Below are 13270 nucleotides of genomic sequence, written 5' to 3'. Positions count from 1 at the left end.
GACCGTAGAGATGGCGAACTACGCGCCGGAGCACTTCCGGTGGGAGGCGAAAGACGGTGTCGCCACGATCACGCTCACCGGCGTCGCGCGCAAGAACCCCCTCACCTTCGAGTCCTACGCCGAGCTGCGCGACACCTTCCGCGAGCTGGCCCACGCGAGCGATATAAAGGCCGTCGTCCTCACCGGTTCGGAGGGGAACTTTTGCTCCGGCGGCGACGTGCGGGACATCATCGGACCGCTCACGGAGATGGACACGGGCGGGCTCCTGCGCTTCACCCGCATGACCGGGGAGCTGGTGAAGGCCATGCGAGGGTGCCCGCAGCCCGTGATCGCGGCCATAGACGGCGTGTGCGTCGGGGCGGGCGCGGCGATAGCGGTGGCCTCGGACATCCGGCTCGGCACGCCGCGTGCGAAGGTCGCCTTCCTCTTCACCCGCGTCGGGCTCGCCGGCTGCGACATGGGCTGCTGCGCCATGCTCCCGCGCATTATCGGGCAGGGGCGGGCGTCGGAGCTGCTCTTCACCGGCCGCACGCTGGAAGCGCAGGAGGCCGAGCGCTGGGGCTTCTTCAACCGCCTGGTAGAGCCGGAGGGGCTGCTGGACGAGGCGAGGGAGCTCGCCGCCGGTCTTGCCGCCGGGCCCAACTTCGCCCACGGCATGACCAAGACGATGCTGGGCCAGGAGTGGAACATGAGTTTGGAGGTGGCCATAGAGGCGGAGGCGCAGGCGCAGGCGCTGTGCATGCAGACGAAGGACTTCGAGCGCGCCTACCGCGCCTTCCTGGAGAAGCGCCGGCCGGAGTTCGAGGGGGACTAGGATGCCCGACCGGACGCACCTCAAGTGGCCTTTCTTCGAAGATGAGCACCGCGAGCTGGCCGCGGAGCTGGACGCCTGGGCGCAGGAGCACGTCCGCCCGCTCCCGGAGGCGACCCAAGACACCGTGGAGGAGGCGTGCCGGGAGCTGGTGGGGCTGCTGGCCGCCGGCGGCTGGCTGGCGTACGCGGTGCCGGGGGAGTACGGCGGGCGCAATGCGTCGCTCGACGTGCGCTCGCTGTGCCTGGCGCGCGAGACGCTCGGCTACCACAACGCGCTCGCGGACTTCGCGTTTGCGATGCAGGGGCTGGGGAGCGGCGCGATCTCGCTCTTCGGCTCCGAAGAACTCAAGGAACAGTACCTTCCCGCCGTGCGCGCGGGGAGGAAGATCGCCGCCTTCGCCCTCTCCGAGCCGGAGTCCGGCTCCGACGTAGCCGCGATGAGCATGACCGCCACAGAAGACGGCGACCACTACGTGCTGGACGGGACGAAGACCTGGATCTCCAACGGCGGCATCGCCGACTTCTACACCGTCTTCGCCCGCACCGGCGAGGCTCCCGGGGCGAAGGGCATCAGCGCGTTCGTGGTAGACGCGGACACTCCGGGGCTCGAAGTCGTGGAGCGCATCCCGGTGATCGCGCCGCACCCGCTGGCGAAGCTGAGATTCGAGGGCTGCCGGGTACCGAGAAGCCGGGTGCTCGGCGAACCCGGGCGGGGGTTCAAGATAGCGATGGCCACCCTGGACGTGTTCCGCTCCACCGTGGGGGCTGCGGCTTTAGGATTTGCGCGCCGGGCGCTGGATGCGGCGCTGGAGCGGGCCTCAAGCCGCAAGCTCTTCGGCGCGCCGCTGGCAGAACTCCAGCTCATCCAGGGCAAGCTCGCGGAGATGGCGCTTGGCGTGGACGCGAGCGCCCTGCTCGTCTACCGCGCGGCGTGGACCCGAGACCGCATCGCCGAGCGGGTCACCCGCGAGGCGGCGATGGCCAAGCTCTACGCCACCGAGACCGCGCAGAGGGTAATAGACGAGGCGGTTCAGATCTTCGGCGGCCTCGGGGTCACCTCCGGCCATCCGGTAGAGCGGCTCTACCGCGAGGTCCGGGCCTTAAGGATCTACGAGGGCGCCTCGGAGGTGCAGAAGGTGATCATCGCGCGCCAGACGCTCTCAGGCTTCAGGAAAAAACCAAAACCTGACGCCTGAAACCTACCAGGGAAAGGAGGAGTCAGTGGAGTCATACACCGCACACGTGGACACGTTCGCCCGGGAGCACCTACCGCCGCGGGAGATGTGGCCGGAGTTCATCTTCACCCTGCCGGAACTGGAGTACCCCGGGCGGCTGAACGCCGCGAGGGTCCTGCTGGACGACATGGCGCAGAGGGCCGGAGATAACCCCTGCGTCTACACCGGCGAGGGGGTATGGACGTACCGGGATCTCCTGGAGCGGGCGAACCGCATCGCGCGCGTGCTCGTGGAGGAGATGGGGCTCGTGCCGGGCAACCGGGTGCTGCTGCGCGCGCCCAACACACCGGAGCTGATCGCCGCCTGGTTCGCCGTTCTCAAGGCCGGGGGCGTGGTGGTCGCGACCATGCCGCTCCTGCGCAAGGCCGAGCTGGTAAAGATCCTCGGCAAGGCGCAGGTAAGCCACGCCCTCACCGACGCCCGCCTCACCGAAGAGTTGGAGGCCGCCCGCGCCGAGCAGCCCGTGCTCCGGAACGTCCTGACCTTCGGGCCGGGCGGCGAGCTGGAAGGGATGCTGCAGAACAAGTCCCCGGAGTTCGAGACGATCGAGACCGCAGCGGAGGACGTGGCGATCATTGCCTTCACCTCCGGCACTACCGGCAACCCGAAAGGGTGCGTGCACTTCCACCGCGACCTCCTTGCGGTGTGCGACACGTTCGGGAAGCACATCCTGAATACCCGGCCGGACGAGATATTCACCGGCACCCCCCCGCTCGCCTTCACCTACGGGCTCGGCGGTTACGTGCTCTTCCCGATGCGGGCCGGGGCCGCCGTCTTCCCCATCGAGAAGCCATCTCCGGACGCGCTGCTGGACGCCATCGAGCGGCGCAGGGTCACCACCATCTTCACCGCGCCGACCGCGTACCGCGGGCTGCTGGAGCGGATCGGGGAGGCGGACCACTCCTCGCTCAGGAAGTGCGTCTCCGCCGGTGAGAGCCTCCCGAAGGCGACCTCCGACGCCTGGTTCGAGAAGACCGGGATCCGCATCATAGACGGTATCGGCTCGACGGAGATGCTGCACATCTTCATCTCGGCCGCCGGGGAGGAGATCCGGCCCGGTTCTACCGGGAAGCCGGTGCCGGGGTACGAGGCCCGGGTGGTAGACGACCGGATGAGCCCGCTGCCGCCGGGCGAGATCGGGCGGCTGGCCGTGCGCGGGCCGACCGGCTGCCGCTACCTGGACGACCCCCGGCAGGCCGAGTACGTCGTGGGCGGCTGGAACATCACCGGCGACGCCTACCTGATAGACGAGGACGGCTACTTCTGGTTCCAGGCGCGCACGGACGACATGATCGTCTCCGCCGGCTACAACATCTCCGGGCTGGAGGTGGAGTCGGCGCTGCTGGAGCACGAGAGCGTGGCAGAATGCGCCGTGATCGGCGCGCCGGACGAGCTGCGCGGGCAGGTGGTAAAAGCTTACGTCGTCCCGCGCGCGGGCGTGGAGGGGACGCCGGAGCTGGCCGGGGAGCTGCAGGAGTTCGTGAAGGGGAGGCTGGCCCCGTACAAGTACCCGCGCGAGATCGAGTTCACAGGCGAGCTGCCCAAAACCCCCACCGGCAAGATCCAGCGCTTCAAGCTGCGCGAGAAGGAGCGGACCGAAGCCGGGAGCGCATCCTAGATGCGGCGGCTGCAGCCGCCGGGCTGGGCGAAGCCGAAGGGGTACGCCAACGGCATCGTCGCGGAGGGCCGGCTGGTCTTCGTCGCCGGGCAGGTCGGCTGGGACGCGGACGGGAAGTTCCGCGCCCGCGACTTCGTCGGGCAGGTGCGCCGGTGCCTGGAGAACACTTTAGCGGTGCTGGCCGAGGCCGGGGCCGGCCCGGAGCACGTCGCGCGCATGACCTGGTATATCACCGACCGGGAGGAGTACCTGGCGAACCTGGAGGGCATGGGCGAGGTCTACCGGGAGCTGATGGGCAGGCACTACCCGGCGATGGCGATGGTCGAGGTGTCCTCCCTCATCGAGGAGGAGGCGAAGGTGGAGGTGGAGACTACCGCCGTGATCCCCTCCGAACCTCTATCATAGAGAGGTGGGCTAGAAGCGAGGAGGCAGGCCTTGGAGAGCAGAACCGCTGCGAAGAACCCGGACCCCATAGATTTCCTGAATCTGGACTCCCTCTTCTCCGAAGCGGAGCTCGAGACCCGCAACCGGGTGCGGGCTTTCGTGGAGGAGGAGATCAAACCCCACATCCGGGAGTGGTACGAGAGAGCCGTCTTCCCCAAAGAGCTGGTGCCGAAGCTGGGCGGGCTCGGGGTGCTGGGGATGCACCTCGAAGGCTACGGCTGCGCCGGCAAGAGCGCCGTGGAGTACGGCCTGGCCTGCATGGAGCTCGAAGCGGGAGACTCGGGGATCCGCACCTTCGTCTCCGTGCAAGGCTCTCTGGCCATGAGCGCCATCCACAAGTTCGGCTCCGAGGAGCAGAAACGGGAGTGGCTGCCCCGGATGGCCCGCGGCGAGGCGATAGGCTGCTTCGGGCTCACAGAACCTGAGGCCGGCTCTGACCCCGCTTCCATGAAGACCTATGCCCGCAAAGACGGCTCCGGGTGGGTGCTGAACGGCAGGAAGCGTTGGATCGGGCTCGGCACCCTCTCCGAGGTCGCGGTGGTGTGGGCTAAGACCGATGAGGGCGTCCGGGGCTTCCTCGTCCCCACGGACGCCCCCGGCTTCACCGCGGTAGACATAGAGAAGAAGCTCTCGATGCGCGCCTCGATCCAGTGCGAGCTGCACCTGGAGGACGTGAGGCTGCCCGGGGACGCGGTGCTGCCGGAGGTCCGGGGCCTGAGGGGCCCGTTCGCGTGTCTCAACGAGGCGCGCTACGGCATCATCTGGGGGTCTATGGGGGCGGCCCGGGACGCCTACGAGTGCGCGCTAGAGTACGCCAAGAGCCGCGTGCAGTTCGAGAGACCCGTGGCGAGCTTCCAGCTCACCCAGAAGAAGCTGGTGGAGATGATGGTGGAGATAGAGAAGGGGGTGCTGCTCGCGCTGCATATCGGGCGGATGAAGGACGCGGGCACCCTGCACCACGCCCAGATCTCGGCCGGCAAGCTCAACAACGTACGGGCAGCGATAGAGATAGCGCGGGAGGCGCGCACGATCCTGGGCGGCAACGGGGTTACGCTGGACTACTCACCCCTGCGGCACGCCAACAACCTGGAGAGCGTCAGGACGTACGAGGGCACCGACGAGGTGCACACCCTCATCCTGGGCCAGGCCATAACCGGCATCCCCGCCTTCCGGTAGCATCCCGCTACCTGGGGGCCATCCGGATCGCGCCGTCCAGCCGGATGACCTCGCCGTTGAGCATCTGGTTCTCGATGATGTGCCCGACCAGCGCGGCATACTCCTCCGGTCTCCCCAAGCGCGGCGGGAACGGGATCTGTTTGGCCAGCGACTCGCGGGCGGCTTCGGGGAGGGAGGCCATCATCGGGGTGGCGAAGATGCCCGGGGCTACGGTCACAACCCGGATGCCGAACCGGGCCAGCTCGCGCGCAACCGGGAGCGTCATGCTCACGACACCGCCCTTGGAAGCCGCGTAGGCGGCCTGCCCGATCTGGCCGTCGAAAGCGGCCACCGAAGCGGTGTTGACGATCACGCCGCGCTCGCCGCCCGCCCCCGGCTCGGCCTCGGCGATCTTCTCGGCCGCGAGCCGGATCACGTTAAACGTCCCCACCAGGTTCACCTGCACCGCCTTCGCGAACGAGCCCAGGTCGTGCGGCCCGCCCTTGCCGAGCACCCGCTCGGCTACGGCCACCCCGGCGCAGTTGACCGCGCCGTTGAGAACGCCGAAGGAGCGGACGGCCACGTCCACCGCGTTTCGGACGCTCTCCTCGTCGGTCACGTCGGTCCTTACGAAACGTACCCGGCCGCCGAGCTTGGCGGCCAGGTTCTGCCCGGCCTCCTCGTTGACGTCCGCGATGATCACGCCCGCGCCCGAGTCGGCCAGCAGGCGGGCCGTGGCCGCGCCGAGCCCCGACCCGCCGCCGGAAACCAGGAATACCCTGCCCTGTATCTCCAAAGCTCTCCCCTCCTGTTCTAGATCCGCTCCACGACCGTGGCGGTGGCCATGCCGTGCCCGATGCACATGACCTGCAGCCCGAGCTGCCCGCCGGTGGCCTCCAGCCCGGCGAGCATCTTGCTCATCAGGCCGCCGCCGGTCGCCCCGAGCGGGTGGCCGTGGGCTATCGCGCCGCCCCACGGGTTCACCCTGTCCATGTCCGGCTTCAGCTCCCGCGCCCAGGCGAGCACCACCGAGGCGAACGCCTCGTTTATCTCGATCCAATCCAAATCGTCTATCGTGAGGCCGGCGCGCTCCAGCGCCTTCCTGGTAGCCGGTATGACACCGGTGAGCTGCATGGTGGGGTCGTCGCCGACGGCGACCCGCGCCCGGAAGCGGAACTTCGGGCGGAATCCCTCGGCCTCGGCGACCTCGCGGTCGGCCACCAGCACGGCGGAAGCGCCGTCGGAGATCTGGGACGAGTTGCCGGCGGTGATCACCCCGTCCTCCCGGAAGACGGGCTTGAGAGATGCCATCTTGGCGAGGTCTACGCTCTCCCGGATGCCCTCGTCCCGCACCCACCGCACGCGCTCGCCCTCCGCATCCAGCCCCCACGTCGGGAGTATCTCAGCGTGCCGGCCCTCGGCGGCGGCCCGGGCGGCCCGGCGGTGGCTCTCGGCGGAGTACGCGTCCAGCTCCTCGCGCGAGATGCCCCACTTCTCGGCGATCCGCTCAGCGCTCTCGCCCTGGTGGATGAGCTCGTGCTTCTTCAGAAGCTCGGGGTCCAGATTCTCAAAACCCCGCTCGCCGATGTCACTGAACATCGGGGCGCGGGTCATGTTCTCCACCCCGCAGCCGATGGCGTACTTCACGTCCCCGGCCGCCACCGCCTGCGCCGCGAAGTGCGCCGCCTGCTGGCTGGAGCCGCACATGCGGTTGATGGAGACGGCGGGCACCTCGACCGGGAAGCCCGCCATCAGCACGCCGAGCCGCCCGATGTTGGCGCCCTGCTCTCCGGCCTGCGTTACGCAGCCGGTGACCACGTCCTCTATCTTGCCGGCCTCTATCCCGGCGCGCTCGATGAGCCCGTCCAGCGCGCGGGCCAGGAGAGCGTCCGGGTGCACCTCGCGGAACGCGCCCCCGCGCCGCCCGAACGGCGTCCGGACCGCATCTATTATCACGGGTTCGGCCATGTTTCCTCCTGTTCTCCGGTCTCAGCCGTCCACGACCGTCAGTGTAACCCGGCTCGGATGCTCCGGGCCGTGGAAGATGCGCTGGCGGGCCACCGCCGTCCGGCCCGAGCGCCCGGCGCTCTCGCCGGTGTTCGGGTTCCGCTCCCAGCGCGGGTGCGAGCTGGACGTTACATCTACCCGCACGCGGTGCCCCCTCTTGAAGGTGTTCCCGGTCGCCCACAGATCCACGCAGTACTCGTAGACGCGCCCCGGCTCTATGGGTTCCGGTCTCGACGCCCGGATTACGCCGGGCGCGGGGTAGCTCTCGCGCGCGCTCGCCCGGATGATGCCGTCGGCGAGGACTATCGCCTTGCCGTCGGGGTGCACGTCCACGAGCCGGACGACGAAGTCGGTGTCCGGCGCGGAGGAGGCGGTGTACAGCGTGGCCCACACCCTGCCGAGCACGGTGTAGTCCGACTCCAGCGGCTCGCTCGTGTAGGTGAGGACGTCGTCCCGGGCCTCTATCCCGCGCTGGTCCAGCGCGCCGGAGCCGTGTATCGGCGGCAGCAGCGTCGCCCCGCCGAGGGTCGGGACGGGGTCTTCGGGGTCGTAGTAGTACTCGCCGGGCTCGCCCTTCTGCGGAGCGCGGCGGGAGAGGCCGCCGCCCGGCTGCAGATGCCAGCTCTCCTCCCTCGCACCGGGGACGGGCCACTCCCCGTAGCCGCGCCAGCGATTCTCGCCCATCACGAAGACCTCGACGGGGGGCGTCCCTTCGAGAGCCCGCTCCTCCCCCTTGAGCGTCGCGTCGAACCAGCGGAGCTGGCGGTCGGTGAGGTCGCCGCGGGCGTCTATGAAGAGGCCGGAGCTGGCGAACCCGAAGTCCAGGTCCCCCTGGGTGCTGCCGAAGTCCGCATGGGTCCACGGCCCGACGAGGAGGCGCGGCGGGCGCATCCCGGATTCGGCGGAGCGCTCCTTCATCGCCTCGTACTGCCGCAGCGTCTCCCCGATGAAGCAGTCGTACCAGCCGCCGATGTGGTAAGCGGGGACCTGGATGCGGCCGTACTTGCCGTCTATGTTCACGGCCTCCCAGACCCCATCCTCCACGCCGCGTCCCAGGCCGAGGGCCGGGAGGAGGCCTTCGGGGTCCGGGAGCTTCGAGAGCGGGAGCGCCTCGTAGCCGCCTCCGGCGAGGAGCTCGTCTATGGTCCGGATGAGCTCCGGGAGCCTCTTGCCGATCTGCTCCTCATCCCCGGCGTACCGGCGGAAGAGTGTGTGCGGGGCGATGGCCCCCTGTGCCCAGTACTGGATGAGCCCGAGCTCCTGCACCCCGCCGCGCAGGCTCGCGCCGTTCAAGTGGTTGCCCCAGGTCTGCCCCGGCGCCAGGCTCACGAGGGAGGGCGGCCGGGCGGTTGCCGCGTGCCACTGCGTCTTCCCGAAGTACGAGAGCCCCCACATCCCCACCCGTCCGTCGGAGCCGGGGAGCTTCGCCGCCCACTCCACGGTGTCGTACCCGTCCTCCGTCTCCTGCGGGAAGGAGCCGAACTCGCCCCCGGAGGCGAAGCGGCCGCGCACGTCCTGGACCACCACGATGTAGCCGCGCGAGGCGGCCCGGAGGGGGTCAAAGTACGTGGTATCGCGCGGGAGATCCTTGCCGTAGGGCAGGCGCGTCAGGAGCACCGGGTACGGACCGCCCGAAGCCGGGCGAAAGACGTTGGACATGAGGGTTACGCCGTCGCGCATCCTCGCCGGGACGTTGTACTGGACCGTGACCTCCATCCCCCTCCTTCCGGTCGTGGGTTTTCAGGCGAGCTGGTAGTCCTTGAACCGTTCGCGCAGCGCCCGCTTGAGGAACTTGCCGGCCGGGGTGCGCGGGATCTCGTCCACGAACTCTATCGCGTCCGGCAGCCACCACTTGGGGAACTCCGGCCGGATGAAGTCTATAAGCTCCTCGGGCGTGGCGCTCTGGCCTTCCTTGAGCACCACGATCCCTAAGGGGCGCTCCTGCCACTTGGGGTGCGGGACGGCTATCACGGCGGCCTCGGCCACGGCCGGGTGGCCCATCAGGGCGTTCTCCAGCGCGACCGAGGAGATCCACTCCCCCCCGCTCTTAACGAGATCCTTGGTGCGGTCCTGCAGCTCTAGGCATCCCCGCTCGTCTATGGTCATCACGTCCCCGGTGCGGAACCAGCCGTCCTCGGTGAAGCGGTCGGCGGCCTCCGGGTTCTCGTAGTAGGCGCTCGCCACCCAGGGGCCGCGCAGCTCCAGTTCGCCCATCGTCTCGCCGTCCCACGGCGCGAACCCCTCCGCACCGCGCAGGCGCATCTCGATGAACGGGATGGGGTAGCCCTGCCTGGACAGCAGAGCGTACTTCTCGTCGGCGGGCGCATCCTGCATGTCGGCCGGGACGGCGGCGACGGTGGCGAGCGGCGCGGTCTCGGTGAGGCCCCACATATGGATGACCTCGACGCCGTAGTCCTCTTTGAGGCGCTTGATCATGCCCTTCGGCGCTGCGGCCCCGGCCACGATCACGCCCCGCAGGCCGGAGAGGTCGTACTGCCCGGGATTGCGCTCCAGCTCCTGCAGGATGCTCAGCCAGACGGTCGGCACGCCGCCGGAGAGCGTAACCTTCTCCTCCTCTATAGTCTTAAGCAGCCTCGCCGCGTCGAAATGCGGCTTGGCGAAGAGGAAGCGCGCCCCCACCATCGCGGCCACGAACGGCTGGCACCAGTTGTTGATGTGGAACATGGGGACTATGGGGTAGATCACATCGGACTGCCGGATCCCCGCCGTGTCCGCCATCGTCCAGGTCATCGCCTGCAGCACGAGCGAGCGGTGCGAATACAGCACGCCCTTGGGCCGGCCCGTCGTCCCGGAGGTGTAGCAGAGCGCCGCCGCCTGCCCCTCGTCGAAGTCCGGGTACTCGAACCTCTCCTCGTCCGCGCTCTCCAGCAGCTCCTCGTAGTCCAGCATCCCCTCCGGCACGCTACCGTCTCTGGAGATGACGATGACCCGCTCCACGTCCACGCGCTCGCGCACCCGATCGAGGAGCGGCAGGAAGTCCTCATCCACGATGACGATCTTGTCCTGCGCATGCTCCACGATGTAGGCCAGGTCGTCCGGCCGGAGCCGCATGTTGAGCGCGTGCAGCACCCCTCCTGAGGCCGGGATGCCGAAGAAGGCCTCGAAGTGCCGGTGGTGGTTCCAGGCCAGGGTGGCCACCCGGTCGCCGGACTCCACCCCCAGCTCCCCGAGGGCCACCGCCAGCTTCTTGGCCCGCCGCGCGAAGTCCGCGTAGGTGTAGCGGTGGTAGGTGAAGTCCGGTAGCTGGGTCGTTACCTCCCGCCACCAGAAGTACGTCTCCGCCCGGCGCAGGATGGCGGGCAGGGTGAGCTGGTAGTCCATCATCAGGCCGTTCATATTCTGACTCCTCCTTCGCTTGTGATCCCCTGCACGGTACGGTCTCCTCCCCCCATCACGTCCCCGGCAGCCGCATCACCCCCTCTACAGCCTCTTCCTCCACGCGTGGTTGCGGTCCAGCACCCGGAACCCAGCGGCCGCGTAGAGCCGCCTGGCCGGCCCGTTCGCGCCCTCGCTGTTCAGGTACGCCGCCCGGGCCCCGAGGTCCCGGAGCCGCCGCAGCCCCTCCGCCACGACCGCCCGCCCCAGCCCCCTGCGCCGGTACCCCGGGTGAACCCCGACCGGCTCGAAGACCCCGATCCGGTTCGCCGCATCTAGCCACGCGATGCAGAAGGCGACGAACGCCCCGTCGGGCGCGCAGACGACGAGATCCAGGTCGGAGCGGTAGGCAGGGGACCGCATGACCGCCCGGTACTTCTCGACCGTCACCTGCGACGGCGCGAACGCGCTCCGGTGCACCGCCGCGCGCTCCTCCACCTCCTCTCCCCGCACGGACCGGAGCGCGTACCCCGGCGGCAGCTCCGGCTCCGGCAGCGCGCCGTCCAGCTCCCGCTTCCAGAAGAGGAGCCACCGCCCCGTCCTCCCGTAGCCGCGCCGCTCCAGCAGCCCGTTCCGCCGGCCGTCCCGCGCGTAGCTCCAGACGCTCAGGGCGCTGAACCCTTCGTAACGTCCCCGGCGTTCGGCCCAGGCCAGCATCTCCTCTTCGAGACGCCGGTAGCGGGGGTGAGCCACGATATCCACCTCGTCCCCGCTCGGCCAGGCGAAGCCGACAACCCGCCCGGCCTCTCGCCACAGCCGGGCGGCCTCGACGCCTCCGCCGTTGTCGGCAAAGCGCCACCAGTCTATCTCCCCGGCGGTAGCGTACACGAGGCCGCCGGGATCGAATGCCTCGACCAGCAGCTCCCGCATCCGGGCGTAGTCCTCTTCGCCGGAGTACGGGCGGGAAGCCGTGTCCACGGGAAGCCGCTTCAGCATGTACCTCCGCCGCTCTACGCCGAGAGCACGGCTTCCCGGATCCGGCCAGATCTGATGAGCTCCACGACCTCCTTTATATCCCGCTCCATGCGCCGGTCGCCGCTCAGGAACGGGACGCGCTCCCGGATCTTCCCGTAGGCGGCGCGGGTCTTCGGGCTCATGCCCTCCGGACCGCGCAGATCCAGAGCCTGGCAAGCGGCGATGAGGTGTATGGCCGCCACGTTCTGCGCCAGCTCCACGATGGTGCGGGCGTCGCGGGCCGCGATGGAGCCCATGCTGACCTTGTCCTGGTTGTGCGCCTCGGTCGAGCGCGAGTGGACGCTCACCGGGCCTGAGAGCCTGCACGCCTCGGCGACCATGGACGAACAGGCGAGCTGCATCCCCTTGAACCCGTGGTGCAGCCCGGCCCGGGGATCGTCCGGGGTAAGGCGCGGGATGAGGTTCGGTGTGAGGCCGTTGTTGAACTTCTCGTCTACGAGGAGCTCCAGCTGCCGGTCCAGCAGGTCCGCCACGTTTGCGAGCGCGATCTTGAGCGAGTCCATGGCCTGCACGACGTGCCCGCCGTAGAAGTTGCCGCCGCTGTGCACGGTCCGGCCGGTGGCGTCGAAGAGGGGGTTGTCGTCGGAGGAGTTGATCTCGGTCTCGACCCACTTTTTTACCCACGTGAGCGTGTCGCGCAGCACGCCCGTGACGTGTGGCGCGCACCGGATCGAGTACTTGTCCTGGATATTCCGCTCCAGCTCCCGGTACCCCCGGTCGCCGAGGCCGTTGCCGGAGAGGATCTGGTCTATCTCCTTTGAGAGCTCGGAACCGGCGAGCAGCTCGCGGATGAGGCCGGCGCTCTTGACCTGCCCGGGGTGGGGCTTGTTCTCGTGGATGAAGGCGTCGAAGTGCGCCCGGTTGCCGAGCAGCGCCTCGGAGGCCATCGCCGTGCCCACATCCGCGACGAACGCCAGTTCCATCGAGTCCCAGACCGCTAAAGCGGCGTATGCGCTCATGAACGAGGTGCCGTTGGTGATCGCCAGCCCCTCCTTGGCCTCCAGCTCCAGCGGCTCCAGTCCCAGCTCCTCCAGCACCTCCTTCACGTCCCGGACCTCGCCCCCGTAGAGCACCTCGCCGTGACCGGTGAGGGCGGAGCCCACATAAGAGAGCGGGACGAGATCTCCACTCGCCCCGCATGAGCCGCGCTCCGGTATGAGCGGCACTATGTCGTGTCGTAGGAAGGCCAGCATCAGCTCCACCAGCTCCCGCCGGACCCCGGAGTTCCCCCGGGCCAGGCAGTTGACCCGCAGCAGGATCGTGGCCCGGGCCACCTCCGGCGGCGAGATCCGGCCGGTCCCGCAGCCCATGAAGCGCAGGATGTTGCGCTGCAGCTCGGCCGTCTTCCGGGAGGAGATCTGGCGGTGCGCGCTGTCCCCGAAGCCGGTGGTCACACCGTAGATGGGCAGTTCCTCGGAGATGAGCTCCTGCTTGAGCGCCCGGGAGGCCTCGATCCTCTCCAGCGCCTCCCCGGATAGTACGCATTCAACATTCTTGAGCCGCCGCGCAATGTTCACCACGTCCTCGACGGTCAGCGTGCGACCGTCCAGCTCGAACTTGGCCCTGGTGGCCGCGGAAGAATCGGTCATGCCCGTCACCCCTTCGGACTTTTTACATTATATATAAC

Annotated in this window: 11 protein-coding genes; 5 read left to right on the top strand and 6 right to left on the bottom strand. The window is 69.0% G+C overall.

Features of this window, described 5'->3' with window-relative positions:
* Nucleotides 1-10: 10 nt before the first annotated feature.
* The 5 genes from E0L93_RS13960 to E0L93_RS13940 all read left to right on the top strand — a co-directional run bounded on the left by E0L93_RS13960 (nt 11) and on the right by E0L93_RS13940 (nt 5286).
* On the top strand, nt 11-814 hold the full coding sequence (locus E0L93_RS13960; RefSeq protein WP_132692734.1) for an enoyl-CoA hydratase family protein: 804 nt from the start codon (nt 11-13) through the stop codon (nt 812-814).
* Nucleotide 815: 1 nt separating this feature from the next.
* Entirely contained in the window at nt 816-2009 is a 1194-nt protein-coding gene (locus E0L93_RS13955) for an acyl-CoA dehydrogenase family protein (RefSeq protein ID WP_132692690.1), read from the top strand.
* Between the two features lie 85 nt (nt 2010-2094).
* Nucleotides 2095-3666, top strand: a complete 1572-nt coding sequence (locus tag E0L93_RS13950; protein ID WP_132692733.1) for an AMP-binding protein — start codon at nt 2095-2097, stop codon at nt 3664-3666.
* A complete protein-coding gene (locus E0L93_RS13945) occupies nt 3667-4071 on the top strand; it encodes a RidA family protein (protein WP_132692689.1) in 405 nt (134 codons plus the stop codon).
* A gap of 30 nt (nt 4072-4101) precedes the next feature.
* The gene (locus E0L93_RS13940; RefSeq protein WP_132692688.1) at nt 4102-5286 is read left to right on the top strand and encodes an acyl-CoA dehydrogenase family protein; all 1185 of its coding nucleotides are present in this window, start codon (nt 4102-4104) and stop codon (nt 5284-5286) included.
* Between the two features lie 7 nt (nt 5287-5293).
* Here the strand turns inward: E0L93_RS13940 and E0L93_RS13935 are convergent, their stop codons facing one another.
* The 6 genes from E0L93_RS13935 to E0L93_RS13910 form a co-directional block, all read right to left on the bottom strand.
* On the bottom strand, nt 5294-6061 hold the full coding sequence (locus E0L93_RS13935; RefSeq protein ID WP_132692687.1) for an SDR family NAD(P)-dependent oxidoreductase: 768 nt from the start codon (nt 6059-6061) through the stop codon (nt 5294-5296).
* 17 nt (nt 6062-6078) lie between these two features.
* Nucleotides 6079-7233 carry a thiolase family protein gene (locus E0L93_RS13930; RefSeq protein ID WP_132692686.1) on the bottom strand — a complete coding sequence of 385 codons (1155 nt, stop codon included), beginning with the start codon at nt 7231-7233 and terminating at the stop codon, nt 6079-6081.
* Nucleotides 7234-7254: 21 nt separating this feature from the next.
* On the bottom strand, nt 7255-8988 hold the full coding sequence (locus E0L93_RS13925; protein WP_132692685.1) for a CocE/NonD family hydrolase: 1734 nt from the start codon (nt 8986-8988) through the stop codon (nt 7255-7257).
* A 24-nt stretch (nt 8989-9012) separates the two neighbouring features.
* Nucleotides 9013-10629, bottom strand: coding sequence for a long-chain fatty acid--CoA ligase (locus tag E0L93_RS13920; RefSeq protein WP_132692684.1), 1617 nt, complete (start codon nt 10627-10629; stop codon nt 9013-9015).
* An 84-nt stretch (nt 10630-10713) separates the two neighbouring features.
* The gene (locus tag E0L93_RS13915; RefSeq protein ID WP_132692683.1) at nt 10714-11604 is read right to left on the bottom strand and encodes a GNAT family N-acetyltransferase; all 891 of its coding nucleotides are present in this window, start codon (nt 11602-11604) and stop codon (nt 10714-10716) included.
* A gap of 14 nt (nt 11605-11618) precedes the next feature.
* Nucleotides 11619-13232 carry an HAL/PAL/TAL family ammonia-lyase gene (locus tag E0L93_RS13910; protein WP_132692682.1) on the bottom strand — a complete coding sequence of 538 codons (1614 nt, stop codon included), beginning with the start codon at nt 13230-13232 and terminating at the stop codon, nt 11619-11621.
* Nucleotides 13233-13270 lie beyond the last annotated feature (38 nt).

Origin of the sequence: Rubrobacter taiwanensis (genome assembly GCF_004337705.1) — a bacterium.
GTDB classification, from domain to species: Bacteria; Actinomycetota; Rubrobacteria; order Rubrobacterales; family Rubrobacteraceae; genus Rubrobacter_C; species Rubrobacter_C taiwanensis.
This window is presented reverse-complemented; position numbering and strand designations above follow the sequence as displayed.

Excerpts from the sequence above, each read along its gene's own strand:
- E0L93_RS13960 (WP_132692734.1), top strand. The coding sequence starts at position 11 with ATGGCGAACTACGCGCCGGAGCACTTCCGGTGGGAGGCGAAAGACGGT.
- E0L93_RS13955 (WP_132692690.1), top strand. The coding sequence starts at position 816 with ATGCCCGACCGGACGCACCTCAAGTGGCCTTTCTTCGAAGATGAGCAC.
- E0L93_RS13950 (WP_132692733.1), top strand. The coding sequence starts at position 2,095 with ATGTGGCCGGAGTTCATCTTCACCCTGCCGGAACTGGAGTACCCCGGG.
- E0L93_RS13945 (WP_132692689.1), top strand. The coding sequence starts at position 3,667 with ATGCGGCGGCTGCAGCCGCCGGGCTGGGCGAAGCCGAAGGGGTACGCC.
- E0L93_RS13930 (WP_132692686.1), bottom strand. The coding sequence starts at position 7,233 with ATGGCCGAACCCGTGATAATAGATGCGGTCCGGACGCCGTTCGGGCGG.
- E0L93_RS13925 (WP_132692685.1), bottom strand. The coding sequence starts at position 8,988 with ATGGAGGTCACGGTCCAGTACAACGTCCCGGCGAGGATGCGCGACGGC.
- E0L93_RS13920 (WP_132692684.1), bottom strand. The coding sequence starts at position 10,629 with ATGAACGGCCTGATGATGGACTACCAGCTCACCCTGCCCGCCATCCTG.
- E0L93_RS13915 (WP_132692683.1), bottom strand. The coding sequence starts at position 11,604 with ATGCTGAAGCGGCTTCCCGTGGACACGGCTTCCCGCCCGTACTCCGGC.
- E0L93_RS13910 (WP_132692682.1), bottom strand. The coding sequence starts at position 13,232 with ATGACCGATTCTTCCGCGGCCACCAGGGCCAAGTTCGAGCTGGACGGT.